The sequence below is a fragment of the Qipengyuania mesophila genome, from assembly GCF_019711655.1.
In the GTDB taxonomy this organism is placed as follows: Bacteria; Pseudomonadota; Alphaproteobacteria; order Sphingomonadales; family Sphingomonadaceae; genus Qipengyuania; species Qipengyuania mesophila.
The window spans coordinates 1,763,858-1,787,262 of sequence record NZ_JAIGNU010000001.1 but is presented as its reverse complement, the minus strand read 5'-3'; the positions used below and the strand labels follow the sequence as shown (position 1 = coordinate 1,787,262).

Below are 23,405 nucleotides of genomic sequence, written 5' to 3'. Positions count from 1 at the left end.
TTTTGCGCGCGCTTTGCGTTATAATCGGCATAGGCAATCAAACCGACGCAATTAATCGATTGGACGGATCACCGGCAAATGCGCAATCCTTCTCCCACGAACTACCTTCGAGTCTCAAAGAGTGGAGAGATACGACAATGGACGCCAAAACCGGTGAAATGAGCGGCTGCCCCTTCCATGGCGATGGCGGGACGCGCCACCTGCTCGGCCGCACCAATCGCGACTGGTGGCCCGACCAGCTGCAGGTCGACATCCTCCAGACCGAAGGCCGCAACCCCGACCCGATGGGCCCCGATTTCGACTATTGCGAGGCCTTCAACGCGCTCGACTACAAGGCGCTCAAGGACGATCTGACGGCGCTGATGACCGACAGCCAGGAATGGTGGCCGGCAGACTACGGCCACTACGGGCCGTTCTTCATCCGCATGGCGTGGCACGCCGCGGGCACCTATCGCACTGGCGACGGCCGCGGCGGTGCCAGCAGCGGTCAGCAGCGCTTCGCGCCGCTCAACAGCTGGCCCGACAACGGCAATCTCGACAAGGCACGCCGCCTGCTGTGGCCGATCAAGCAGAAATACGGCAAGCACATCAGCTGGGCCGACCTCTTCATCCTCACCGGCAATGTCGCGATCGAATCGATGGGCGGCCCGGTGTTCGGCTTCGGCGGCGGTCGCAAGGACGTGTTCGAACCAGAACTGGTCTATTGGGGCTCGGAAGAGAAATGGGTCAACGAAGGCGTCGCGACGCGCATCATCCCCGATGAGGGCAAGGCGCTCGAAAACCCGCTCGCCGCAATCCAGATGGGCCTCATCTACGTCAATCCCGAAGGCCCGGGCGGCAATCCGCACGATGCCGAGGGCATGGCGCGCGACATGCGCGAGACCTTCGCCCGGATGGCGATGAACGATGAGGAAACGGTCGCGCTGACCGCTGGGGGCCACGCCTTCGGCAAGTGTCACGGCGCCGCGCCCTCCGACACTTTCGGCAGCGCACCCGAAGGCGAGGGCCTGCACCGGATGGGCTTCGGCTGGCTGACCGACCCCGAGGAAATCGGCAAGGGCCACATCACCACCAGCGGGATCGAGGGCGCCTGGACGCCCAACCCGACGCAGTGGGGCAACGACTATTTCCGCCTGCTGTTCAAATACGACTACGAGCTCGTCCAGAGCCCGGCAGGCGCCAACCAGTGGACCCCGGTCAATCCCGATCCGGAGGACATGGCCCCCGATGCACGCGACCCGAACAAGAAGGTCCCGACCATCATGACCACCGCCGACATGGCGCTGAAGCGCGACCCCGAATATCGCAAGATCTCGGAGCGCTTCCTCAACGACCAGACCGCGCTCGACGATGCCTTCGCCCGTGCATGGTTCAAGCTGACCCACCGCGACATGGGGCCCAAAGTGCGGTACCTCGGCCCCGAAGTGCCGTCGGAAGACCTGATCTGGCAGGACCCAATCCCCGCCGGCACCAAGCCTTCCGACAGCGCGGTCTCCGAGTTCAAGCAGAAGGTGCTCGATAGCGGCCTTTCGGTCAGTGAACTGGTCAAGGCGGCCTGGGCCTCGGCCTCGACCTATCGCAATTCCGACCATCGCGGCGGCGCCAATGGCGCGCATATCCGCTTCGATGCGATCCGCAACTGGAAGGTCAACGATCCCGAGGAACTGGGCAGGGTGCTCGCCAAGCTCGACGAACTCCGCGGTGACATGTCAATGGCAGACGCCATCGTGCTCGGCGGCGCGGCAGCGGTCGAGAAGGCGGCCAGGGACGGCGGCTTCGACATCAAGGTCGATGTCACGACCGGGCGCGGCGATGCGACCGAGGACCAGTTCGATGCCGAGAGCTGGGAGCCGCTCGAACCCTTCGCCGACGGCTTCCGCAATTACCTGAAGACCAAGGCCGAGGTGAAGACCGAGGACATGCTCGTCGACCGGGCGCACCTGCTGGGTCTGTCGATGCCCGAAATGACCGTGCTACTGGGCGGCATGCGCGCGCTCGGCGCGGTGTCGAAGCATACGCAGCATGGCAATTCGATCGGCGTCCTCACCGATCGCCCCGGCGTCCTGTCGAACGACTTCTTCGTCAACCTGCTCGAGATGGGCACGGTTTGGGAAGTGGTCGAAGAGAGTGGCGACGAGGAATTCGTCGGCAAATGCCGCCTCAAGGGCGACGTCAAATGGCACGCCACGCGCACCGATCTGGTGTTCGGCTCCAACTCGCAGCTGCGCGCCGTGGCCGAGGTCTATGCCGAGAACGGCAACGAACAGAAGTTCGCCGAGGACTTCGTCAAGGCCTGGATCAAGGTCATGGATGCAGATCGCTTTGACATTGGCTATCAGAAATACCATAAGTGATGGTCAGACGGCCTGGCTGGTCGTCCACCGAGGGCCCCCGACCTAGCGTCGGGGGCTTTTTTCTTATGCAATCGAACTTTACGCGCAGCTCTGTTCGAGAATCGAGGGCATGGACGTGACATATTCGAAACCGGCGCGAGCAATTGCCGCCATCATCGCCATTGCCGCGCTTGGTGCGCTGGCGCTGCAGACGGTGCTGAACCTTGATCGCGACGGATCGCCACTGGTTGCCGCGGGCCTGCTGATGCGATTCTTCACGATCTGGAGCAATCTTGCCGCGGGCGTCGTCATGATGATGGTCGCGCTGGAACGGAAGGTCACCCCGGCGATCCTGCACGCCTTGGCCACCGCGCTGGCCATCGTCGCCGCCGTCTATTGGGCGCTGCTCGCTGTCGATCACAAGCCCGTCGGGCTCGACCGGGTGACCAACCAGTTCCACCACACGCTGGTGCCTGCCGCCACGATCCTGTGGTGGTTCGCCTTCGCCCCACGCCCGCGTGCAGGCTGGAGCGCCCTGCCTTCGGTGATGGTCGCGCCGGTGGTCTATGCCATGTTTGCGCTGGGCTATGGAGCGGTCTCGGGCTTCTACGCCTATTTCTTCCTCGACGCGGACAAGCTCGGTTGGGGGCAGCTGGCGCTCAATATCGCGGGGCTGGCGCTGTTTTTCCTGCTGGTCGGCGCCCTGCTGATGGCGATCAAGCGCGTGATCAGCGCTCGCGCCTGAGGACGATGTAGAGCGCTCCCTCGCCGCCGTGCCGCTGGTGCGCGCGGCGCACGGCCGCGATGGCCGAATGGTGGTTCGAGGCGGCGAGCCAGTCGAGCACCTTGGCGCGGATCGCGCCGCGCCTGTCGGCACGATCCGCCGCCGCCGCCGGGCGCGGCTTGCCGGTCACCAGCAGGATCGTCCTCACCCCCATCGCCCGCGCCTGCGCGACGCCGCTGATCAACCGGTCATAGGCCGAATCGAGAGTGTGCCCGTGGAGGTCGAGCGTGAGCTCGGGCTGGAGCGAGCCCGACTTGAGGCGCCGATCCCAGTGCGAATCGAGCCCGCGATCGGGCGCAGCGATATTCTTGGGCGGAGCCGGAGGTGGCGCTGCCATGGCGCGCGGCTTGGGCGCTGTCGGCGGCTTGCGTGTCGCTTTCGGCTGCGGAGGCGGCGTGGCCGGATGTGCCGGTTGCGGCTGGACGGGCCGGAGCGGATGCATCGGTTCGACCGTCGCGGCGAGTTTCTCCCACGCCGCCGCCTCTTCCGCCGACAATCCGCGCGGGAAGCTCACTTGCGCGAGTCGAGGCGGTCGAGCGTTCCGCGCGGCAGCAGCACCAGCGCCGAACCGCGCGCACTCATCGTCCCGGCGACCTCGCGTGCGTCGCCGCCATTGCCCCAGAAGGTGTCGAAGCGGTTGGCGCCCTTGATCGCGCCGCCGGTATCCTGCGCGATCCACAAGCCGTCGGCGACGTCACGGTCGAGATCGAGGAAGACCGGCGCGCCATAGGGGACGAAGGCCGGATCGACCGCCACCGAGGATTCGCGCCGTACCGGCACGCCGAGCGATCCCAGTGGGCCGTCGGTATCGAGCTCGCGGAAGAACACCCAGCTCTTGTTGAGCCGCATGATGTCGCGCCCCTCGGCCGGGTGATCGCGGAAATATTCCATGATGCCCTGCATCGAGGTGGCGTAGTTTGTGCCCGCGCCGATCATGCCGCGCTCGCGCATGATCTTGCCGACTCCGACATATTCGCGCCCGTTCTGGCCCGCATAGCCGATCCGCATCACCGACCCGTCGGGCAGGCGCAGCAGGCCCGAGCCCTGGATCTGGAGGAAGAAGAATTCGACCGGGTCGGCCGCCCAGGCGATCTCGAGCCCGCGATTGGCGAGCGCGCCGAGCTCGATCTCGGTGCGTTCGTAATAGGGGACGAACTTGCCGCTCGCATCGTAGCGGCCGAGCGGCGGGCGACCTTTGCGCTCGCTTTCGGGCATGTCTGCGGGCCAAGCGCGCGTGAGTTCGGGCGGCGGGCCGTAGACCGGAACATTGTAGCCCGGTGCGCGAGTGCGGCTGCCGCGGATCTCGGGTTCGAAATAGCCGGTGGCGAAGGCGGCCCCGTCACCGATCCGCGCGGTCTCGAAATAGCTGGTGAAAAAGCGGCGCGCCTCCGAGAGCGGCCAGCTCGCCGCGGCCTCGCAGGCGGGACGCCAGTCTTCGGCGAAGGTCAGCCCGCTGGCATCCTCGCGCTTGAGGATTGCCGGGCAGGATTCGAGGAAGGAGACGAGTGCGGTGCCGGCATCGTCGGCAGCGATGCCGAGCGACTCGATCTTCGCCCCGCGCGCGATCTTCGCGAAGGCGGCGCTGCTCACCGTGCCCGGCGGAAGCGGGGTCGGCTGCACGGGCGCGGTATCGGGAACCACGCGCACGCAGGCGCCCAAGGCCAGCGTCGCGGCGATAACCAGCAGCTTGCGCATCATCCCTCCCCCAGGATGCGGGACGTCAGCCCTCGTCGGTCTCGTCGAGCACCCAGTTGGGATCGGCCGAAGCGACATTGCGGCTGAAGGTCCACACGTCGCGGCTTTCGATCGCATCGTCGAGCGAACCAGCGACGACATTGCCGTCTGCATCCCGGGTGACGGCGGCGATATCGGCGACGAACAGCACGCTGATCCGCGCGGTGCGCCCGTCGAGCTCGGCCGAGCGAACGGTTGCGTCCTCGATCCGGATGAGCCGGTTGTCGAGCGTTTCGCCCGCTTCCTCGCGTGCGTCGATCGCCTGCGCGAAGCTCTCATATACGTCATCGTCGGTCAGTTCGCGCAGCGTGCCCTTGTCGCCCTTCCAGAAGGCTTCGAGGATCATGCCATAGGCGCCCTTGGCGCCTTCGAGAAAGCCGAGCAGGTCGAAGCCGGGGTCGGCCGCGGCGATCGCGCGGATCCCCGCCTCGTTGACCGGCGCGCTGCCCTCGCCGGCAATTCGGACGACCGGCTGGCGCAGCGCGCGCGGCGCATGATCGGTCGGCGGCGGCGTTTCGCTCCGCTCGAACCGGTGCGGGATCACCTCCTCTTCGTGCTCCGACCTTCGGCCGAGCACCGAATAGAGCCGCAGCCCGAGAAAGGCGGCGATCATGGCGAGGATGACGATCTCGGTGATCACGTAGATAACCTGCTTCCCAATTCAACACGCGGAGGCGGTACGCCCCCGGCAGTCCAACGAATGTCCTGCCCTAGATAGGGACGAATTACAAACCGACAATGTTCCTGCGATGAACGATGGCCCTGCCCGCGACCGGCGGCGGAGACCGCATTGCTACGCGCGCCCGACAGTGCTAGGCGCGCGCACCGAAACCCCGGCGCGGCCCGCTGCCGCACGCCCGGGCGCAAAATCGGATAACTGGAAAGCGAATTCACATGGCCGACGAAGGCGACGTTCTCACCGACCTCAACCCGGATCCCGCAGCGGGCGCCAACGGCGCCGACAACCAGCCCAGCGCCGGCGTGATCTCGCAGTACATCAAGGACCTCTCGGTCGAGAATCCGAATGCGCCGCAGTGCTTCCAGTGGACCGAGCAGCCGCAGCTCGATGTGCAGTTCAACATCGCCGCCGACAAGGTCGCCGAGGAAGTGCATGAGGTCACGCTGAAGATCACCTGCACCGCCAAGACCAGCCAGGGCAATCAGTACCTCATCGACCTGGCGTATTGCGGCCTGATGGGAATGCGCAACCTGCCCGACGAGGCGGCGCATGCTTTCCTCTTCGCCGAAGCTCCGCGCATTCTGTTCCCCTTCGCGCGCCGCGTCATCGCCGACGCCAGCCGCGATGCCGGCTTCCCGCCGCTGATGCTCGACCCGATGGATTTCGGCGCGCTCTACCAGCAGCAGCTCGCCGCCCGCGCGCAGGAAATGCAGGGCCAGGGCGCCACCCCGCCCGTCGGCGAGGCGTAAGGCACTGACGCCGCAGGCAGGGCTCGACCAATGAGCCTCGTCCGCAATGTGGGCACCATCGGCGGGCTGACGCTGGTCAGCCGCGTGTTCGGCTTTGCGCGCGACATGCTGCTCGCGCGCGTGCTTGGCGCGGGGCTGGCGGCGGATGCCTGGCAGCTGGCCTTCACCCTGCCGAACACCTTTCGCCGGCTGTTCGCCGAGGGCGCCTTCAGCGTCGCCTTCGTGCCGATGTACACCCGCCGGCTGCACGACGAAGAGGGTGGCGGCGACGAAGCGGCCGACCATTTCGCCTCCGATGTGCTGTCGGTCTTCGTCTGGGTGCTGCTCGGATTTTCCGCGCTGTGCATGATCGCCATGCCGGGCATCGTCTGGCTGCTGGCACGCGAATACCAGGACATTCCGGGCAAGTTCGAACTCTCGGTCTGGCTCAGCCGGGTGACCTTCCCCTATCTCGCGCTGGTCAGCCTCGTGGCGATGTTCTCGGGGGTGCTCAACGCCCGCTCCAAGTTCGCGCCCGGCGCCTTCGTGCCGGTGCTGCTGAACATCGTGATGATTGGCGGCATCGTGACCGGCTGGTATTTGCGCGGCGACAGCGATGACGACATGGTCGTCGCCTGGGCGCTGGCGATATCGCTGACACTCGCGGGCGTGGCGCAGCTGGCCTATATGTGGTGGGCATCGCGGCGCGCGGGCGTCCACCTGAAGATCAAGGTTCCCTCCTTCACCCCCGAAGTGAAGCGGCTGATGATGCTGATGCTGCCGGCAACCTTCGGCGCGGGCATCTACCAGATCAGCCAGCTGGTCGACACTTTCTTCGCCACCAGCCTGCCGCAGGGCTCGCTGACGCTGCTCAAGCTCGCCGACCGGCTCAACCAGATGCCGCTCGGCGTTTTCGGCATCGCGCTCGGCACGGCCATCCTGCCGATGCTGGCGCGCCATATCCAGGCGGACAACAAGAGCGAAGCGCAGCGCCTCCAGGCCAATGCGGTCGAGATCGCCATGCTGCTGTGCCTGCCCTGCGCGGTCGCGCTGTCGATCTGCGCCGAGGCCTTCACCGCCGGGATCTTCCAAGGCGGCAAGATGACTCCCGCCGACACCGAGATCATGGGCAATATCGTCGTCGCGCTGGTCTGCGGCCTGCCGGCATACGTGCTGGTCAAGGTGTTCCAGCCCGCCTTCTTCAGCCGCGAGGATACGCGCACGCCCGTGTTCGTCGCCGCCGGCGCGCTGCTGATCAACATCGCGCTCAATTTCTACGTCGTGCCGCGCTACGGCATCGTCGGCCTCGCGGCGGCGACCGCGATCACCGCGACGCTCAACGTCCTCTCGCTCTACACGATCCTGCAGGTGCGCGGCTGGTTCCACCTTACCGGCAAGCTCGCCGGCCGGATCGCCCGGCAAGTGGTCGCGACGGCAGTGATGGGCGCACTGCTCTGGTGGCTGACACCGGCACTCGAACCCTTCTGGCGCGGCGATGCGCTCAGCCGCATCTGGTCGCTCGCCGCGCTCGTCGCGGCAGGGGCGGCGGCGTTCTTCGCCACCGCCTATGTCGTGGGCGCCCTCGACAAGGACCTCGTCGCGCAGCTACGGCGCAAGCGGCCCGCCGCCGCTTCCGACCCATCGAACTGACAGGTAGCTTTCTTTCCATGCGCGTAGTTTCCGGCATCCAGCCCACCGGCAATCTCCACCTCGGCAATTACCTGGGGGCGATCCGCAACTGGGTGCGGATGCAGGACGAGATGGAGGAGGGCAACCGCGCTCAAGCAGCCGCAGGCGGTAGCGCAGACAGGAACCAGTGCCTGTTCTTCCTCGCAGACCTCCACGCGATCTCGCAGCCGCACGACCCAGCCGAGCTAAAGAAGGGCACGCTCGAGATGGCCGCGGCGCTGGTCGCCTGCGGCATCGATCCGCAGCGCAGCGTGCTGTTCAACCAGGCGCAGGTCCCCGCGCATGCCGAACTGCAATGGCTGCTCAACGGCACCGCGCGGATGGGCTGGCTCAATCGCATGACGCAGTGGAAGGACAAGGCGGGCAAGAACCGCGAGGGCCAGTCGGTCGCGCTGTTCGCCTATCCCGTGCTGCAGGCGGCCGACGTGCTGCTCTACCAGGCGACGCATGTCCCGGTGGGCGAGGACCAGAAGCAGCATCTCGAGCTGGCGCGCGACATCGCGCAGAAGTTCAACAACGACTTCGCCTCGGAAGAAGCGCCGGTCTTCACCCTGCCCGATCCGATCGTGCCGCCGCAGGCCGCGCGGATCATGTCGCTGCGCGACGGCAGCGCCAAGATGAGCAAGTCAGACCCGTCGGACATGAGCCGGATCAACCTGGTCGACGATGCCGACGAGATCATGAAGAAGGTCAAGAAGGCCAAGACCGATCCCGAACCGCTGCCAAGCGAGGCCGAGGGTCTCGACGGCCGGCCCGAGGCGCTCAACCTCGTGACGATTTATGCCGCGCTATCCGGCCGCAGCGTCGACGAAATTCTCGTCGAATTCGGCGGCGAGGGCTTCGGCAAGTTCAAGCCCGCGCTGGGCGAACTTCTGGTCGAGACGCTTTCGCCGATCTCCACGCGCTTCACCGAACTGCTCGACGACCGCGAAGCCATCGACGCGATTCTCGCGCGCGGCGCGGCGCAGGCACGCGAACTGGCCCGCCCCACGCTAGATGCGACCTATCGGGCGCTCGGCCTCGTCCGCTAACCGTCTCGACCTTTGAAACAAATGTGAATCCGGATATTCAATCCGGGTTCATGGCCATTCGTCTACGAAGATGCACAGTTACTGGCAGTGTGCCTCGGGGAAGCGGCGGGCTGCGCAATCGGGCGTTTCACAGTTGAATACGCCCTCGTTCGAAAGGGACTGAGCATGACCGACCTGCCACTGGGTTGGGGGCGCAAACTCAAGCTCGCCTCCATTCCCCTTCTCCTCGCCGGCCTCGCCGCCTGCGCCACGCCCTTCAAGGCCGATGTCTCGCGTTTCCAGACGCAGATGCCCGCGCCGCAGGGGGAAAGCTATTTCGTCGTCGCCGACGATCCGGCGCTCGCTGGCGGGCTCGAGTTCTCGCAATATGCCGATCTCGTCGAGGCGCAGATGAGCCGGCTCGGCTATGCCGAGGCCGCCTCGCCGGAGCAGGCGAGCCTGCTGGTGCGATTCGACTACGGCGTCGACAAGGGCCGCGAGCGCGTCCGCTCAAGCGGGTTCCGCGATCCGTTCTACGATCCGTGGTACGGCTATCGCTCCTATTGGGGTTACCGCACCCGCCCGGGTTTCTACCGTCCGCGCTACTACGGCAGCAGCTGGGGCTTCGGCTTCTACGACCCTTGGTTCGACGGGCCCGACGTGCGCAGCTACACCGTCTACACCAGCGGGATCGACCTGAAGATCGACCGTGCCGCGACCGGCGAACGCCTGTTCGAAGGCAAGGCGCAGGCGATGTCGACCTCGAACCGGCTGCAGTACCTGGTACCGAACCTGGTCGAAGCGATGTTCACCGACTTCCCCGGCAATTCGGGTGAAACGCTGCGCATCTCGATCGCGCCGGAAAAGACCACCGTCCGCAAGATCGACTGAAGGGACTTTTCCCGGACGGGACAATCGGAAAGGGCGGCTCCGGATCGGGCCGCCCTTTCTCTTTCAGGGCTACGCTAGCGGTTGTCCAGCTGCGCGCGCACGGCCGCCAGCCCCTCTCGGGTGATGCGATAGGGCGCCCCGCCCTGGCTGCGGATCAAACGCCGCTTGCGCAGGCGTTCGAACACGCCAAGCGTACAGTCGCTCAGGCGGAAGCCGTCGCGGTTGAAGCAATCGACCACTTCGACCCGGCCGTTCGTATTGCGGAGGAAGTCGATCCGCCCGCCCTGCGCCAGCGCGTGCAACACGCGCTGTTCGTATTTCGAGATATTCAATTTCGGGATTCCATCTGCTGGCATCGGGCGCGCAGCAGGCACGGCTATGGGCCGCACGGCGCGCGCATCTGCCCGGTCCCGCAGCGGACTGCGGAGCGGGCGGCTCAGCGGATGGCAATCTCTGACATAGTTCCTTCGGATCGCGGAGGCGATGGCGCGATCCTGCGTCGGCGAGGTTGCGGCGTCAAGCGCTCACAGCTTGGCGTGGCCCCCGGTCGAACCGAAGCCACCCGCACCGCGCGTGGTCTCGTCGAGCTCGTCGACCTCGTCCCATGCCGCCTGCGTGACCGGCGCCAGCACCAGCTGCGCGACACGGTCGCCGCGCGCGATGGTGAAGTCTCCCGCGCCGTGGTTGATCAGGATGACCTTCAACTCGCCGCGATAGTCGCTGTCGATCGTCCCCGGCGTGTTGGGCACGGTGATGCCGTGCTTGAGCGCGAGGCCCGAGCGCGGCCGGACCTGGATCTCGTAACCCTGCGGGATCGCCAGCGCGAGGCCGGTCGCGACCGCGTGCCGCTGGCCGGGGGCGAGCGTGACATCCTCCGCCGCAAGCACGTCCATCCCCGCCGCACCGCCGGTGGCATAGGCGGGCAGCGCGAGCCCCTCTCCATGCGGCAGGCGCTTCACCTGCACGCCGATACGGTCAGCCATGCTCTTCCTCTATCGATTGCAGCGCGGCGGCGGCACGGGCCACCAGTTCGCGCGCAACGTCTTCCTTGGGCATTTCGGGCAGGCTCTCGATCCCCGCCGAAGTGACGATGTGCACCTGGTTGAGGTCCCCCCCCATCACGCCGTCTCCCTCGGCAGAGGAGACGTTGTTGGCGATGATCCAGTCGGCGCCCTTGCGCTTGCGCTTGGACTTTGCGTTCTCGACCACGTTTTCGGTCTCGGCGGCAAAGCCGATCAGCAACGCCGGACGCTTGCGCCCTGCCGCGGTGCTGGCGAGGATGTCGGGGTTCTCCGCCAGGATCAGCGCAGGCGGTGCGCTGCCGCGCTTCTTCATCTTCTCGCCCGCGACGTGGCGACTGCGCCAGTCGGCGACGGCGGCGACCATGAAGGCGACGTCGGCGGGAAGGGCGTTGCGCACCTCCTCGGCCATGTCCTCGGCGGTCTCGACGTCCACGCGATCGACCCCGACCGGAGTCGGCAGGTTGACCGGGCCGGCAACCAGCGTCACGCGCGCGCCGGCGGCGGCGGCCATGCCGGCGATGGCGAAGCCCTGCTTCCCGCTCGACCGGTTGGCGATATAGCGCACCGGATCGATCGGCTCGTGCGTCGGCCCGGCGGTGACCAGCACGTGCTTGCCGTAGAGCGGGCGATGCTCGGGATCGGGATCGAACGCCGCCTGACCGGCGAGCGGCGAGGCGTCGAAGGCGACGGCGCGCGCCTGCGCATCGTCGGCGTCATAGGCCAGCGCCCCGGGATCGGTCGGCGGTGCGGCGGAAGCCCTGCCCTTGGTCGCGAGGATCGGGCCGGCATCGGCGAGTGCTTCGGGCGGGACGGGTTCTTCCACCGCGTCAAACGCTTCCACATCGGGTTCAGGCTGTTCGTCGAGCTCGGCCTCGATGTCCTCGTGGCTGCGCTGCGGGGTCGAGCGCGGGATGATCATCGCCAGCAGCCCGCCAAGCCCGCCGCCGCTCTTCTCGACTTCCTCCTCGGGTTCGGGCTCGAGAGCCTCGAGGTGCTCCTCTTCATCCGCCGGTGCGGCGAGTTGTGCCGGAGCGGTAGCGGAAAGCTCGGGAAGGTCGAGGTCCAGATCGAGCTCCTCGGCGATCCGGCCCAGGACCGCGGGCGGTTCGGGCAGGCGGCCGGGGCCGAACTCGCCGCAGGCCATCGGTCCCTCGTCAGGCTCCATCACCGCCACGCCCGCCTGGCGCAGCCAGTCGACATTGCGCTGCGTCGCCGAATGCTCCCACATCCGCACGTTCATCGCCGGCACGGTCAGCACCGGCTTGTCGGTGGCGAGGATCAGCGTCGTGGCGAGATCGTCGGCAATGCCCGCAGCCATCTTGGCGAGCAAATCCGCCGTCGCCGGACACACGACCACGAGGTCGGCCTCGCGGCTCAGCTGGATATGCCCCATTTCGACCTCGTCCTTGAGATCGAACAGCGAGGTATAGACCTTGTTCTCGGACAGGGCGGCGAGCGCCATCGGGGTGACGAACTGCTGTCCGCCATCGGTCAGCACGCAGGTCACGTCGCCACCCGCCCGGCGGATCAGGCGGACCAGCTCGCACGACTTGTAGGCAGCGATGCCGCCGCCGATCACGAGCAGGATCTTGGGGCCGCTCACGCCGCACCCCTGCGGGCGCGCGCCAGGTCCGCGCAGATGTGCGCGCAACGGCAAATGCATTCCGAACCGATCATTGCTGCGCTTGCTAGCGCCCCCCGTGTGGCATTGCCAGCATCGAGCGCTGGCGTTTTTCCAGTTACGCCTTACCCTTCCGTGGTGAATAAAGGGGTAACGGGGGAAATTCGATGCATGTGATCCTGAGCGCGGTGCTGCTTGCGCTGGCGATCCTCGACCTGGTGTTGGGTACCAGCTTCCTGGTCGATCCGGCCGGCGGAGCGAGCGATTTCGGCCTCGCCATCGTCTCGCGCCACGGCGAAGCGACGCTGCGCGGCGACATGACCGCCTTCTTCTACATCGGGTCGCTGTCGCTCGTCTGGGGGGCATGGAGGCGGCGCGGCGACGTGCTGCTGCCTGCGCTCGGCCTCTTTGCCATCGCCTTCACCGGGCGCTTCATCAACCTGGTGGTGCAAGGACCTTACGAGGGCTGGATGGTCCCGATGGGGGTCGAGGCCTTCCATTGCCTGGCGATCATCCTGGCGATGCGGTCCTGGGGCTGGTCCCCGCGGACCGGCTGACTCTTGCGACGAGGTCGGCCAGCGCGCGCGGCGCGAAGGCGAGGCCGACGCCGTAGGCGGGGACGAACAGCCCCATCCAGTAGAAGTTCTCCAGCCGCGCGAAGAGCGCGGTGGCGGCGATGAAGCCAGCGAACCACAGGCTCGCAAAGGCCCCCAGCCGCCCGCCGAGCGAGAGCCAGCCGAGCAGCGCGAGCACGATCAGCGGGCCCGCGATCCCATGCGGCAGCAGGACCAGCAGCGTGGTCACGTCGATGCCGTAGAAGGGCAGCGAGGGGCCGAACATGCCGAGCCATCCTTCCGAATGGAGGTCGCCCGGAAGGCACACCGCCGCGACCGCCGCGGCATGGAAGGCCAGCCCGACCGCGAGCAGGGCAATCGCGGCGGCGATCCCGACAAGCCGTCTCCTCTCCCCCGCCAGCAGCGCCACCGCGCCCCAGGCCAGCAGGAAGGGCAGCGCCAGTTCGCGCAGGGCGATGGCGAAACTGGCCAGCGCCAGCGCCGCCCACCAGGCCTTGCGGAACGACAGCGCCAGCGCGAGCGACAGCATCAGCCCGGCGAGCGCCTCGTGACTGAGCGCGATCTTCTCGAAGAAGGTGAGCATGCCGAAATAGCCCGCGAGCAGCGCGGCGGCATAGCGTTCGGGCTTGCGTGCCTGCCCGCCCAGCACGGCGAACCAGGCGAAAATATTGGCGGCCCACAGCAACACCGCGATGATCCGCCAGCCCTGCGCCCCCCACAGCGCGGTGGTCCAGGCGAGGACCGGCGTCCGGATGGTGACGAAGGGCGAGGTCGGAAACCCCCGCTCGCGCTGCAGCTCGGCGGCGACGTGGTAATAGTCCTCGCCCGCCGCAACACGCGTATCGATGCTGCTGTAGAGGTCCATGTCGGGGCGCTCGCCGAGCTGGGTGCGCTTCGCGATATCGGCATCGTGCTCGAGATGGCGCGCGGTGATCGCCGGCCCGCTCCAGACGCAGGCCAGCGCCGTCAGCAGGAGGAGCAGCGCCGCGGCCCAGCGCGGCAGCAGGCGCAGCGGGCGATCGGGCAGCGTCATGCGCGCGCCCGTGCGGACCGTACCAGCGAGGCGAGCGCCATGGGCACGAAGGCGATCCCGACGAACATCGCCGGCGCGACCACCGCGCCCCAGTAGAAATTGTTTGCCCGCCCGGCGAGCATGAAGGCGAGCCCATAGCCGACATAGAGCAGCGTGCCCGTCGCTCCGGCGGGCGACTTCCAACCCGCCCAGCCGAGCACCATGAGCAGTACCAGCGGCCCGGCAATCGCATGCGGGAGAAAGCGCAGGTTCGAACTCAGCACGACATTGCCGAGCCAGCCCGAGAGGCCGCGCATCACCAGCCAGTCGGGACTTGCGGGATCGGTGGGCAGGACATGCGGCGCGATGAGCGAGAGATGCCAGGCCATCGCGGCGAGGAAGACGAGCACCAGCATGGCCCATGCCGCCGTCTCCCGCCAGTCGCGGCGCCACGCAGCCATCGCGCCCATCAGCAGGACGAAGGGCAGCGCATGCTCGCGGATCGCCAGCGCCAGTGCGGCGACCGCGAGCGAGGCTCCCCAGCGCCCCGGTCGATGCAACGCGAAGGCGAGCGCGAGCAGCATTCCCGCCCACAGCTCGTGGAGCACGAAATAGTAGCGGTTGAGGCCGAGCGATCCGCCCATGAGCATCAGCGCGGCGCCGATCCGCTGCCGCGGCGGGCCGCCGGGTTCATCACCCAGCCTCCTCCACCACGCCCAGACGCAGGCGCCCAGCAGCAGCACCGCCAGCACCAGCATCCCCGGCTCGCCGAGCCAGGCATGGAGATAGGCGAGCGTCGGCAGGCGGACGGCGATGCCCGGGCGGACGGGATAGTCGCTCGCGCGCTGTTCCTCGACGATGAAGTCGTAATAGTTCTCGCCACCCGCGATGCGCTCGATGACACGATCGTAGAAGGCGAGGTCGTCGTCGCGTTCGGGTTCGGACGCCGCTTCCTCGGCAACGAGATCGGGCACTTCGGAGGGCGTGCCATCCATGCTGGCGGTGAGCGGCGTGAGCGCAGCCAGCACCAGCAAGGCCGCGACGACCGCCAGCAGCACCCGCGCCGGCCATGGGCGCCAATGGGCGAAGCGGTCCCAGGCGGGCGCCGCTGCGGGGTCGGCTAGCCGATCCACCCCTGCGTCAACGCTGCCCATGCCGCGAGCCCCCCTGCCACTGCCGCACCGATATAGCCGAGCAGTCCGGAGCTGCGCGCCCTGCGGCGGCGCCTTTCCCACATCAATTCGATCCTGGGCAGCGGCGGCGGCTCGGGGGCGCCGCCCTTGGCCGGGAAGCGATCCTCGATCCGGCGGATCAGCTCGGGCAGTCGCAGCAGCGTTTCGGTGTCCTCGCGGATACGATCGGCGATGGCGGCTTCGGGGCCGAGTTCGTCGCGGATCCAGCTGCGGACATAGGGCGCGCTGGTGTCCCACATGTTGATCTTGGGATTGAGCTGGGTGGCGATGCCTTCGACCATCACCATGGTCTTCTGCAGCAGCAGCAAATGCGGCTGCGTCTGCATGTCGAAATCACGCGTGATGGCGAAGAGGCCGTCGAGCATCTGGCCGACGCTCAGCTCGCTCACCGGCTTGCCGCGCATCGGCTCGCCCACCGCTCGCAGCGCGGTCGCGAACTCGTCGACATTGTGATAACTCGGCACGTATTGTGCCTCGAAATGGATCTCGGCGACGCGACGGTAATTGCCGGTCGTGAGTCCGTAGAGGATTTCCGCCAGCCACATGCGGGCGCGCCGGTCGATCCGGCCCATGATGCCGAAATCGATCGCCGCGATGGTCCCGTCCGGTTTCACGAACAGGTTCCCCTGATGCATGTCGGCGTGGAAGAAGCCCGCGGCGATCGCCTGCTTGAGGAAGGCCAGGACGAGGCGGTTCGCGATCTCGGCGGTGTCGTGCCCCGCTGCCCTGAGTTCCTCGACATTGCTGATCTTGATCCCGTCGACCCAGTCGACCGTCATTACGCGGCCATTGGTGCGGTCCCAGTCGATCCCGGGGATTTCGTAGCCCTCGGTGCCGACCATGTGCTCGGCCAGTTCGGACGCGCTCGCGGCCTCGCGGCGCAAGTCGAGTTCGCGATTGGTCCAGCGCTTGAAATTGGCGATGACCAGCCGCGGGCGCAGGCGCGCGGCCTCGCCGCCCATTGCCTCGACATGCGCGGCGGCCCATTCGTAGGTGTCGATGTCGCGCGCGAACTGCTCGCGCACGCCGGGGCGCAGCACCTTGACCGCGACCTGCCGTCCTTCGGTGGTGACCGCGCGGTGAACCTGCGCGATCGAGGCGGCACCGATCGGCACGGGGTCGAATTCGGCATAAAGGGCTTCGAGCGGCTGCTCGAAGCTCGCCTCGATGCTCTCCTTTATCTGCTCGAACGGCACCGGCGGCAGATCGTCCTGCAGCGTCAGCAAATTGCGCGCCGCATCCTCGCCGACCAGGTCGGGCCGCGTCGCCAGCGTCTGGCCGAGCTTGATCGCCGCCGGCCCGATATCGCGGAAGGCACCGGCATAGTCGGGCGTGAGCGGCTGTCGAGTACCGAAGCGCGCGATGCGAGCGAGTCGCTTGACCGGCGGGGGGGTGTTGGGATCGTGCTCGATCCCGCGCAAGGCGCCGTGCCGCGCCAGCGTGCGGCCCCATTTGAGAAGCCGCCAGATATGCGTCGAGGGTCGTGCCACCCTAGACCTTCCACCCCGAATGGATGTTCACCGCGCCGCCGAGGATCGATTCCACGCGCGTGTTCTCGAACCCCGCCTTGCGGATCATCGCTTCGAATTCGGGCGGCTTGGGGAAGCGACGGATCGATTCGGCAAGGTAGCGATAGCTGTCCTCGTCATTAGCGATCGCCTTGCCGATCTTGGGCATGAGCCGGTGCGAATAGAGGTCGTAGACTTCCTTGAAGCCGGGCCAGTCGGTCTGGCTGAATTCCATGCAGTAGAAGCGCCCGCCGAACTTCAGCACGCGGTGCGCTTCGCGCAGGGCCTTGTCGATGAAGGTCACGTTCCGGATGCCGAAGACGATGGTGTAGGCATCGAAGATGCGGCTGGAGAAGGTCAGTTCCTCGGCATTCTGGCGCGACCAAACCAGACCGTCGATCCCGCGCTCCATCGCGCGTTCGATGCCGACGTCGAGCATGTCCTGATTGATATCGGAGACGGTGACGCTTGCGCCGCGCTCGGCCATGCGGAAGGCGATGTCGCCCGTCCCACCCGCCATGTCGAGGATCGCCTCGCCCGGTTGCGGTTTGACGCGGCTGACGAAGCGGTTCTTCCACAAGCGATGCATGCCGCCCGACATGGCATCGTTCATGATGTCGTATTTGGCGGCAACGCTCGAAAAAACCTCGCCCACGCGGCCGGTCTTCTCGGAGGCGTCGATGTCTTCGTAGCCGAAGGAAACGGTGTCGTTCATGGCGGCGAGCCTTAGGGGGAATTGAGCCGGGCGCAAAGGCTGTTACAGGGGTTTTCATGCCAGAGCTTCCCGAAGTCGAGACAACCGTGCGTGGCCTCGCCCGGTTTCTCGAAGGCGAGCGGATCGTGTCGGTGCGGGTCAACCGGCCCGACATGCGCCGCCCCTTCCCGCCCGACCTCGTCCAGGCGCTTACGGGAGCGACGATCTCCGGCCTCTCGCGCCGGGCGAAATACGGCATCCTCCACACCGACCGCGATCATGCGATGGTGTTCCATCTCGGCATGAGCGGGCGCTGGCGGATCGATCCGGAGGCCGAGGACAGGCACGACCACCTCGTGCTGGCGACCGCGGACCATGTCTTCGCGCTCAACGACCCGCGCCGGTTCGGCTCGGTCGACCTCCTGCTCGCGCCCGAACTCGACCTGTGGCCGCCCTTCGCCGCGCTCGGCCCCGAGCCGCTGGGCGAGGCGCTGACCGCGGAGCACCTGCGCGAGGCCACGAGGGGCCGCAAGCAGGCGATCAAGCTGCTGCTATTGGACCAGCGGATCGTGGCGGGGCTCGGCAATATCTACGTCTGCGAGGCGTTGTGGCACGCCGGAATTGCGCCGCGAAAACCCGGCGGCAAGGTGACCATGCCGCAGCTCCGCCGCCTCGTTCCCGCGATCAGGGACGTGCTCGAGCGCTCGATCCGCGACGGCGGCTCGACCCTGCGCGATTTCGCCCAGCCCGACGGCGAACTCGGCTATTTCGCCACCCGCTTCCACGTTTACGGCCGCGAGGGCGAGCCCTGCCACCACGAGGACGGCGGCACGATCCGGCGCATCGTGCAGGGCGGGCGGAGCACGTGGTTCTGCCCGGTTTGTCAGCGGTGAGGGTCTGAAACTGTGAAACTCAAAATATTCGAAAAGGATTTGCTAATCGGCGAAGCAACAGTTTTCGGAATCGATCCCGGAATGTGCGTGGCGACCGCCAATTTCAAGCCGACCGACCACTACATCGCTGACCGCCACGCTAATGTTGTAAACGGAGATTATGTCGGTGACCGCTCTGACAATCTGCGAATTGAGATGTCGAACGGAAGGACGCTTAAGAGCGAAGCTATTGCGATTCAGGATTTTGCTGAAATTGAAGAGCGAGAGGTGAACCTCATAGGAATCTACGAACCTTCGTTCGACGAACTTTTCAGCAAGCACCCCGACTTCAAGGAATACTGGCAGTCCCGCTGACTGGCATCCTCAAGCCTCACGCATCCACCAGCGCGTAATGCGGTGGCGGGGGCAGGCCTTCCATCTTCTCGCTCAGGAGCGGGCGGAAGCTCGGACGGCTCTTCATCACCGAATACCAGTGGCGCGTCTGGTCGTGGCCCTTCCAGTCGATTCCGCCGAGATAGTCGGCCACCGAAAGCTGCGCCGCGCAGGCGAGGTCGGCGAGGCTGAGCGTCGGCCCCGCGATCCACTGGCGCGTGTCGACCAGCCAGTCGATGTAGTCGAGATGCGCATGCGCGTTCTTCATCGCCTCGCGCAGCATGCGCGAATCGGGCGGCTGGCGCAGCACGAGGCGCTTCTTCATCCGCTCATGCAGCAGCGGGCCGGTGACGTCGGCGTGGAAATTCTCGTCGAACAGCGCGACCAGCCGGCGGATCTCCGCGCGCTGGAGCGCCGAGCCGTTGATCATCGGATTGCGCTCGACCGTTTCTTCCAGATACTCGCAGATCGCCTGGCTGTCGGACAGCGCCGCATTGCGCGCCGCATCGTGCAGCACCGGCGTGCGCCCCGCCGGGTTGAGGTGCCAGAATTCGTCGCGCCCCTCCCACGGGTTCTCGCGCACGAGTTCATAGGCGATGTTCTTCTCGCCCATCAGCAGACGCAGCTTGCGGCTGAAGGGGCACAGGGGGAATTGGTAGAGCTGCCACATGGATGGACCGCCTTGCCACAAGCCCGGGGCGCGCGTCCACCGGGCCGCGGGGGGCGGAGGCGAATTTAGCCGTGGATCAGTCGCGCGCAGGCATGGCGTCTCGCATGCGCCTGGCCATTTGGCGCAGCATCGGGGTCATCGTCGCCATTCCCTCGGCCATCGCTCCGGCGGCCTGCATCGCGCGCGGGACAGTGCGCGCGACCTCGTCGCTCACCCGGCCCGCTTCGGGCGCGATGCTCCGCAGCGTGGTGTCGGGGTCGATCTCGTCCGCCTTCTCGCCCGCCATGTCGGCGGCGGCCTGCGCCAGCGGGGCAATCGGCATGTCGAGCAGGACTTCGGTCATCGCCTGGAGCATCAGCGCCATTTCGCGCTGGCGCGCGGGATCGCGCATCTGGTCGGCCAGCTCGGCGAGCGGGGCCGGCGCAGCTTGTGGCGCATCCTGCGCCAGGGCTGGCACCGGAACGGCAAAAGCCGCAAGCGCGGCGGGCAGGACGATTGAACGCATGGACGACCCCCAGTCGGATTTCGAATCGGTCGACTGTCTAGCGCTGAAGCACTGACCCGATCCTGAACGCGGTCACAGCCCCGAGGCGTCGAGCATCATCAGACAGGGCGGCATGACCTCGTCGAGCCGCTCGGGAGACGAGGACAGTTCGCCGCTTTCGTGCTGGACCAGCGCCATGATCGTGTCGCGATCTGCGCCGAGTTCGTCCATCAGCTTGGCCGCGGTGCGGACGAAGAACTCCTGCCCGCGCTGGGCCATGACCGGATATCCGGCCATCGCCGCGTCGCCCGCATTCTGCCCCTTGTGGACGAGCCCGAAGGCGACCGAGCAACGCAGCGCGCTCGCTTGTTCGAGGGTGAGCGCGGGCAGCGCGGGCGCGCTGGCGGCCTGAGCGAGCGTGAGGGCGAGCGGAGCGAGGAAGGTCAGCATGGCGCCGCTTCTAGGCGCGCCAAGCTGAACCGCAAGCGACAAGCAGCCAATCGCCGCTTGCCAGCCCACTTGGCGCGCTTAAGGTGGCGAATCGAAACCCAAAGGAGAGAGAATCCGATGTACAGTCACATGATGGTCGGCTCGAACGACATCGAGCGCTCGAAGACATTTTACGACGCGACCTTCAAGGCGATCGGCGGCAAGGAAGCGATCGTCGACGACAAGGGCCGGCTGATGTACCTCCACAATGGCGGCGCCTTCCTCGTCACCAAGCCGATCGACGGCAAGGAGGCGACCGCGGGCAACGGCTGCACGATCGGCTTCGCCATGACCCCCGAGCAGGCCGATGCCTGGCATGCCGCGGGCGTTGCGGCGGGCGGCACGGCGATCGAAGACCCGCCGGGGGAGCGTCCGGGTTCGGGCATGTATCTCGCCTATCTGCGCGATCCCGACGGCAACAAGCTCTGCGCGCTCCACCGCATGGGCTGAGCGCGACGCGGTGTTCAACCACCTGACCATCGGCGCGAGCGACATCGAACGCTCGCGCCGGTTCTACGATGCGCTCTTCGCCGCGATCGGCGGTCCTACGGCACAGGACGATCCCAAGGGACGGCTGGTCTACCGCCACGAGGGTGGCGTGCTGGTCGTGGGCAAGCCGATCAACGGCGAACCGCCGACGGTCGCCAACGGCAACACGATTGGTTTCAAGGTCCCGACCGCCGCGATGGTCGAGGCCTGGCATGCTGCCGGATGCGAGCATGGCGGCGTATCGGCAGAGGATCCGCCCGGCCCTCGCTCCAGCCCGTTCGGCGAGATATACCTTGCCTATCTGCGCGATCCGGACGGCCACAAGCTGTGCGCGGTATGCTGGCTGTGAAGCGGGGTGAGGAAGGCCTTCGCGCCGACCTCGCGGCGCTGGCAATCCCGTTCGAGGCGCACGAGCATAGTGCGGTTTTCACTGTCGAGGAATCGCGGCTGGTCGACGCCGACATTCCCGGCGCGCATACCAAGAACCTGTTCCTCAAGGATGCGGGCGGCGCCTTCTGGCTGGTCACCGTTCCGGCCGCGGCGCGCGTCGACCTCAAGGCCCTGCCCGAGGCCATCGGCTGCAAGCGCGTGAGCTTCGGCAAGGCGGAGGACATGGAGCGCCTGCTCGGCATTTCCCCAGGATCGGTCACCCCGCTGGCGATGATCAATGCCGAGCCGGGCAGCGTGACCGTCGTGCTCGATGCAGGGCTGGCGCAGGCTGAGCGGATCAATGTCCACCCCTTGCGCAACACCGGCACGCTGGGGCTGACGGGCGCCGACGTGCTGCGGCTGCTGCGCCATTGGGGCCATGAACCGGTGGTGGCAGAGATTCCGACGAAAGCGGATTAGCGCGAGAGTTCGAACACCGCGAATTCGGCGCGCCAGTTGGCCGCGCCCGCCACCGGCCGGTCGCCCGCGAAGAACCATTCGCGCTCGATCCGCGCGCCCTTTTCGCGCGCCAGTTCGCGGAAGTCCTTCACCGTCACATGGTGGATGTTCTGCGTCTCGTACCAGCTCACCGGGATGCTGCGCGTCACCGGCATGCGTCCTTGCAGCAGCAGCGCTGCGCGCGTGCGCCAATGCGCGAAATTGGGGAAGCTGACGAAGGCGCGGGTGCCGACGCGGAGCAGCTCGTCGAGCATGCGGTCGGGCCGCGCGGCGGTCTGCAGCGTCTGGCTGAGCACGGCATAGTCGAAACCCTTGTCGGGATAGTCGGCGAGGTCGCGGTCGGCATCGCCCTGGACCACCGAGAGCCCCTGGCTGACGCAGCGCTCGACGCTTTCCGGATCGATCTCGATCCCGCGCACGTCGCAGCCGCTATCGCGCAGCGCGAGCATCAGCGCGCCGTCGCCGCAGCCGATATCGAGCACGCGGCTGTCGGGCACAATCTGGCGCGCGATCACGGCGAGATCGGGTCGCAAGCTCATCCGAGGAAGCCCCCGATCACGCGATCGAGCGCGGGCACGTCGAGCAGGAAGCTGTCGTGGCCGTGCGGGGCCGAGAGTTCGACGAAGCTCACCGCCGCGCCTGCCGCATTGAGCGCATGGACCACGTGGCGGCTTTCGCTCGTGGGATAGAGCCAGTCGGAATCGAAACTGACGAGGCAGAAGCGCGCCTGTGTCCCCGTGAAGGCATCGGCCAGCCGCCCGCCATGCTCCTCGGCGAGGTCGAAATAGTCCATCGCGCGGGTGATATAGAGATAGCTGTTGGCATCGAAGCGGCGGGTGAAGCCGCTGCCCTGGTAGCGCAGATAGCTCTCGACCTGGAAATCGGCATCGAAGCCGAAGGTCTTGGCGTCACGATCCTGCAGATTGCGCCCGAACTTCTCAGTCAGCGCCTCTTCGGAGAGATAGGTGATATGTGCCGCCATGCGCGCCACGGCGAGCCCGTTGTCGGGTGCCTCGCCGCCGTAGTAATCGCCGCCGTTCCAGCGCGGATCGGCCATGATCGCCTGCCTTCCGAGCTCGTGGAAGGCGATGTTCTGCGCCGAGTGGCGGCTGGTCGAGGCGATCACCAGCACGCGCTCCGCCCGCTCGGGCCAGTTCGCCGCGAGGCTCAAGGCCTGCATCCCGCCCATCGATCCGCCGACCACCGCATGCAGCCGCTCGATCCCCAGCGCATCGAGCAGGCCGACATGCGCGCGCACCATGTCGCGGATGGTGATCACCGGGAAGCGCATGGCATGCGGCCGGCCGTCGGGGGCCTCGCTCGCCGGGCCGGTCGAACCCATGCAGCTGCCGATGACATTGGCGCAGATGACATGGAAGCGGTCGGTATCGATCGGCTTGCCCGGCCCCACCATCCGCTCCCACCAGCCCGGCTTGCCGGTGATCGGGTGGGGCGAGGCGACATACTGGTCGCCGGTCAGCGCATGGCACAGCAGGATCGCGTTCGAGCGATCGGCCTTCAGCGCGCCGTAGGTCTCGTAGGCCACTTCGACGCGCGCCAGCTCGCCGCCGCCGTCGAGCGGCAGCGGAGCGGTCAGGGCCAGCGTTTGCGAGTGTGCGTTCAAATCGGACCTTGGCGGGAAACAAT

The 23,405-nt window shown here is 67.0% G+C and carries 27 protein-coding genes; 12 read left to right on the top strand and 15 right to left on the bottom strand.

The genetic code is table 11. The annotated features are described in order from the left end of the window. The first annotated feature begins 137 nt into the window (after window positions 1-137). Both katG and K3181_RS08980 read left to right on the top strand, forming a co-directional pair. A complete protein-coding gene (gene katG / locus K3181_RS08985; protein ID WP_221602649.1) occupies window positions 138-2,354 on the top strand; it encodes a catalase/peroxidase HPI in 2,217 nt (738 codons plus the stop codon). 109 nt (window positions 2,355-2,463) lie between these two features. Then, window positions 2,464-3,078, top strand: a complete 615-nt coding sequence (locus tag K3181_RS08980; protein ID WP_221602648.1) for a Pr6Pr family membrane protein — start codon at window positions 2,464-2,466, stop codon at window positions 3,076-3,078. Here the strand turns inward: K3181_RS08980 and K3181_RS08975 are convergent. The 3 genes from K3181_RS08975 to K3181_RS08965 are packed head-to-tail and all read right to left on the bottom strand — an operon-like array spanning window position 3,062 to window position 5,491. After that, on the bottom strand, window positions 3,062-3,631 hold the full coding sequence (locus tag K3181_RS08975; RefSeq protein WP_221602647.1) for a Smr/MutS family protein: 570 nt from the start codon (window positions 3,629-3,631) through the stop codon (window positions 3,062-3,064). The genes K3181_RS08980 and K3181_RS08975 overlap by 17 nt on opposite strands. Next, entirely contained in the window at window positions 3,628-4,812 is a 1,185-nt protein-coding gene (mltA, locus tag K3181_RS08970; protein WP_221602646.1) for a murein transglycosylase A, read from the bottom strand. Before mltA ends, K3181_RS08975 begins: the two co-directional genes overlap by 4 nt. 25 nt (window positions 4,813-4,837) lie before the next feature. Beyond that, entirely contained in the window at window positions 4,838-5,491 is a 654-nt protein-coding gene (locus tag K3181_RS08965; RefSeq protein ID WP_221602645.1) for a Tim44/TimA family putative adaptor protein, read from the bottom strand. 254 nt (window positions 5,492-5,745) lie between these two features. On the opposite strand from K3181_RS08965, the gene secB reads away from it, so the two are divergent. The 4 genes from secB (at window position 5,746) to K3181_RS08945 (ending at window position 9,848) form a co-directional block, all read left to right on the top strand. Then, on the top strand, window positions 5,746-6,279 hold the full coding sequence (gene secB / locus K3181_RS08960; RefSeq protein WP_221602644.1) for a protein-export chaperone SecB: 534 nt from the start codon (window positions 5,746-5,748) through the stop codon (window positions 6,277-6,279). A 30-nt stretch (window positions 6,280-6,309) separates the two neighbouring features. Beyond that, window positions 6,310-7,908 (top strand): murein biosynthesis integral membrane protein MurJ, encoded by a 1,599-nt coding sequence (gene murJ / locus K3181_RS08955; protein WP_221602643.1) that lies wholly within the window; start codon window positions 6,310-6,312, stop codon window positions 7,906-7,908. A gap of 17 nt (window positions 7,909-7,925) precedes the next feature. After that, window positions 7,926-8,978: a tryptophan--tRNA ligase gene (trpS, locus tag K3181_RS08950; protein ID WP_221602642.1), complete on the top strand. Its 1,053-nt coding sequence runs from the start codon at window positions 7,926-7,928 to the stop codon at window positions 8,976-8,978. 165 nt (window positions 8,979-9,143) lie between these two features. Next, window positions 9,144-9,848: a DUF4136 domain-containing protein gene (locus K3181_RS08945; protein ID WP_221602641.1), complete on the top strand. Its 705-nt coding sequence runs from the start codon at window positions 9,144-9,146 to the stop codon at window positions 9,846-9,848. A gap of 74 nt (window positions 9,849-9,922) precedes the next feature. On the opposite strand, the gene K3181_RS08940 is transcribed toward K3181_RS08945, so the two are convergent. From K3181_RS08940 to K3181_RS08930, 3 genes are all read right to left on the bottom strand, one after another. Continuing rightward, window positions 9,923-10,180 (bottom strand): YjhX family toxin, encoded by a 258-nt coding sequence (locus K3181_RS08940; RefSeq protein WP_221602640.1) that lies wholly within the window; start codon window positions 10,178-10,180, stop codon window positions 9,923-9,925. Between the two features lie 192 nt (window positions 10,181-10,372). Continuing rightward, the gene (gene dut, locus K3181_RS08935; RefSeq protein ID WP_221602639.1) at window positions 10,373-10,831 is read right to left on the bottom strand and encodes a dUTP diphosphatase; all 459 of its coding nucleotides are present in this window, start codon (window positions 10,829-10,831) and stop codon (window positions 10,373-10,375) included. After that, the gene (locus K3181_RS08930; RefSeq protein ID WP_345725468.1) at window positions 10,824-12,473 is read right to left on the bottom strand and encodes a bifunctional phosphopantothenoylcysteine decarboxylase/phosphopantothenate synthase; all 1,650 of its coding nucleotides are present in this window, start codon (window positions 12,471-12,473) and stop codon (window positions 10,824-10,826) included. Before K3181_RS08930 ends, dut begins: the two co-directional genes overlap by 8 nt. A gap of 185 nt (window positions 12,474-12,658) precedes the next feature. Here K3181_RS08930 and K3181_RS08925 point away from each other — a divergent pair, with 185 nt between their 5' ends. After that, window positions 12,659-13,048 (top strand): hypothetical protein, encoded by a 390-nt coding sequence (locus K3181_RS08925; RefSeq protein ID WP_221602637.1) that lies wholly within the window; start codon window positions 12,659-12,661, stop codon window positions 13,046-13,048. Here the strand turns inward: K3181_RS08925 and K3181_RS08920 are convergent. From K3181_RS08920 to K3181_RS08905, 4 genes are read right to left on the bottom strand one after another with little or no spacing between them, the layout of a single operon-like run. Beyond that, window positions 13,002-14,099 (bottom strand): hypothetical protein, encoded by a 1,098-nt coding sequence (locus K3181_RS08920; protein ID WP_221602636.1) that lies wholly within the window; start codon window positions 14,097-14,099, stop codon window positions 13,002-13,004. The two genes, K3181_RS08925 and K3181_RS08920, sit on opposite strands and share 47 nt — an antisense overlap. Further along, window positions 14,096-15,232 carry a hypothetical protein gene (locus K3181_RS08915; protein WP_247714910.1) on the bottom strand — a complete coding sequence of 379 codons (1,137 nt, stop codon included), beginning with the start codon at window positions 15,230-15,232 and terminating at the stop codon, window positions 14,096-14,098. The genes K3181_RS08920 and K3181_RS08915 overlap by 4 nt, the downstream gene beginning before the upstream one ends. Further along, complete coding sequence (gene ubiB, locus K3181_RS08910; protein ID WP_221602635.1) at window positions 15,199-16,761, bottom strand: 2-polyprenylphenol 6-hydroxylase; 1,563 nt, start codon at window positions 16,759-16,761, stop codon at window positions 15,199-15,201. The genes K3181_RS08915 and ubiB overlap by 34 nt, the downstream gene beginning before the upstream one ends. Before the next feature lies 1 nt (window position 16,762). Next, entirely contained in the window at window positions 16,763-17,494 is a 732-nt protein-coding gene (locus K3181_RS08905; protein ID WP_221602634.1) for a class I SAM-dependent methyltransferase, read from the bottom strand. A 56-nt stretch (window positions 17,495-17,550) separates the two neighbouring features. Here K3181_RS08905 and mutM point away from each other — a divergent pair, with 56 nt between their 5' ends. Both mutM and K3181_RS08895 read left to right on the top strand, forming a co-directional pair. Further along, window positions 17,551-18,366, top strand: coding sequence for a bifunctional DNA-formamidopyrimidine glycosylase/DNA-(apurinic or apyrimidinic site) lyase (gene mutM / locus K3181_RS08900; RefSeq protein ID WP_221602633.1), 816 nt, complete (start codon window positions 17,551-17,553; stop codon window positions 18,364-18,366). A 12-nt stretch (window positions 18,367-18,378) separates the two neighbouring features. Continuing rightward, complete coding sequence (locus K3181_RS08895; RefSeq protein ID WP_221602632.1) at window positions 18,379-18,720, top strand: hypothetical protein; 342 nt, start codon at window positions 18,379-18,381, stop codon at window positions 18,718-18,720. Window positions 18,721-18,736: 16 nt separating this feature from the next. Here the strand turns inward: K3181_RS08895 and K3181_RS08890 are convergent, their stop codons facing one another. From K3181_RS08890 to K3181_RS08880, 3 genes are all read right to left on the bottom strand, one after another. Beyond that, on the bottom strand, window positions 18,737-19,408 hold the full coding sequence (locus K3181_RS08890) for a glutathione S-transferase family protein (protein WP_221602631.1): 672 nt from the start codon (window positions 19,406-19,408) through the stop codon (window positions 18,737-18,739). Between the two features lie 76 nt (window positions 19,409-19,484). After that, a complete protein-coding gene (locus K3181_RS08885) occupies window positions 19,485-19,913 on the bottom strand; it encodes a hypothetical protein (RefSeq protein ID WP_221602630.1) in 429 nt (142 codons plus the stop codon). Between the two features lie 72 nt (window positions 19,914-19,985). After that, window positions 19,986-20,342 carry a hypothetical protein gene (locus K3181_RS08880; protein WP_221602629.1) on the bottom strand — a complete coding sequence of 119 codons (357 nt, stop codon included), beginning with the start codon at window positions 20,340-20,342 and terminating at the stop codon, window positions 19,986-19,988. A 117-nt stretch (window positions 20,343-20,459) separates the two neighbouring features. On the opposite strand from K3181_RS08880, the gene K3181_RS08875 reads away from it, so the two are divergent. The 3 genes from K3181_RS08875 to K3181_RS08865 are packed head-to-tail and all read left to right on the top strand — an operon-like array spanning window position 20,460 to window position 21,719. Further along, on the top strand, window positions 20,460-20,831 hold the full coding sequence (locus K3181_RS08875; RefSeq protein WP_221602628.1) for a VOC family protein: 372 nt from the start codon (window positions 20,460-20,462) through the stop codon (window positions 20,829-20,831). Window positions 20,832-20,841: 10 nt separating this feature from the next. Next, window positions 20,842-21,219, top strand: a complete 378-nt coding sequence (locus K3181_RS08870; protein WP_221602627.1) for a VOC family protein — start codon at window positions 20,842-20,844, stop codon at window positions 21,217-21,219. Next, a complete protein-coding gene (locus tag K3181_RS08865; protein ID WP_221602893.1) occupies window positions 21,207-21,719 on the top strand; it encodes a prolyl-tRNA synthetase associated domain-containing protein in 513 nt (170 codons plus the stop codon). The genes K3181_RS08870 and K3181_RS08865 overlap by 13 nt, the downstream gene beginning before the upstream one ends. Here K3181_RS08865 and metW read toward each other — a convergent pair. Both metW and metX read right to left on the bottom strand, forming a co-directional pair. Beyond that, complete coding sequence (metW, locus tag K3181_RS08860; protein ID WP_221602626.1) at window positions 21,716-22,297, bottom strand: methionine biosynthesis protein MetW; 582 nt, start codon at window positions 22,295-22,297, stop codon at window positions 21,716-21,718. The two genes, K3181_RS08865 and metW, sit on opposite strands and share 4 nt — an antisense overlap. Then, entirely contained in the window at window positions 22,294-23,382 is a 1,089-nt protein-coding gene (gene metX, locus K3181_RS08855; RefSeq protein ID WP_221602625.1) for a homoserine O-acetyltransferase MetX, read from the bottom strand. Before metX ends, metW begins: the two co-directional genes overlap by 4 nt. Window positions 23,383-23,405: the final 23 nt, after the last annotated feature.

Excerpts from the sequence above, each read along its gene's own strand:
- mltA (WP_221602646.1), bottom strand. The coding sequence starts at position 4,812 with ATGCGCAAGCTGCTGGTTATCGCCGCGACGCTGGCCTTGGGCGCCTGC.
- K3181_RS08905 (WP_221602634.1), bottom strand. The coding sequence starts at position 17,494 with ATGAACGACACCGTTTCCTTCGGCTACGAAGACATCGACGCCTCCGAG.
- mutM (WP_221602633.1), top strand. The coding sequence starts at position 17,551 with ATGCCAGAGCTTCCCGAAGTCGAGACAACCGTGCGTGGCCTCGCCCGG.
- K3181_RS08890 (WP_221602631.1), bottom strand. The coding sequence starts at position 19,408 with ATGTGGCAGCTCTACCAATTCCCCCTGTGCCCCTTCAGCCGCAAGCTG.
- secB (WP_221602644.1), top strand. The coding sequence starts at position 5,746 with ATGGCCGACGAAGGCGACGTTCTCACCGACCTCAACCCGGATCCCGCA.
- trpS (WP_221602642.1), top strand. The coding sequence starts at position 7,926 with ATGCGCGTAGTTTCCGGCATCCAGCCCACCGGCAATCTCCACCTCGGC.
- K3181_RS08945 (WP_221602641.1), top strand. The coding sequence starts at position 9,144 with ATGACCGACCTGCCACTGGGTTGGGGGCGCAAACTCAAGCTCGCCTCC.
- dut (WP_221602639.1), bottom strand. The coding sequence starts at position 10,831 with ATGGCTGACCGTATCGGCGTGCAGGTGAAGCGCCTGCCGCATGGAGAG.
- K3181_RS08915 (WP_247714910.1), bottom strand. The coding sequence starts at position 15,232 with ATGGGCAGCGTTGACGCAGGGGTGGATCGGCTAGCCGACCCCGCAGCG.
- K3181_RS08875 (WP_221602628.1), top strand. The coding sequence starts at position 20,460 with ATGTACAGTCACATGATGGTCGGCTCGAACGACATCGAGCGCTCGAAG.
- K3181_RS08880 (WP_221602629.1), bottom strand. The coding sequence starts at position 20,342 with ATGCTGACCTTCCTCGCTCCGCTCGCCCTCACGCTCGCTCAGGCCGCC.
- K3181_RS08865 (WP_221602893.1), top strand. The coding sequence starts at position 21,207 with ATGCTGGCTGTGAAGCGGGGTGAGGAAGGCCTTCGCGCCGACCTCGCG.
- metW (WP_221602626.1), bottom strand. The coding sequence starts at position 22,297 with ATGAGCTTGCGACCCGATCTCGCCGTGATCGCGCGCCAGATTGTGCCC.
- K3181_RS08885 (WP_221602630.1), bottom strand. The coding sequence starts at position 19,913 with ATGCGTTCAATCGTCCTGCCCGCCGCGCTTGCGGCTTTTGCCGTTCCG.
- katG (WP_221602649.1), top strand. The coding sequence starts at position 138 with ATGGACGCCAAAACCGGTGAAATGAGCGGCTGCCCCTTCCATGGCGAT.
- murJ (WP_221602643.1), top strand. The coding sequence starts at position 6,310 with ATGAGCCTCGTCCGCAATGTGGGCACCATCGGCGGGCTGACGCTGGTC.
- K3181_RS08925 (WP_221602637.1), top strand. The coding sequence starts at position 12,659 with ATGCATGTGATCCTGAGCGCGGTGCTGCTTGCGCTGGCGATCCTCGAC.
- K3181_RS08980 (WP_221602648.1), top strand. The coding sequence starts at position 2,464 with ATGGACGTGACATATTCGAAACCGGCGCGAGCAATTGCCGCCATCATC.
- K3181_RS08920 (WP_221602636.1), bottom strand. The coding sequence starts at position 14,099 with ATGACGCTGCCCGATCGCCCGCTGCGCCTGCTGCCGCGCTGGGCCGCG.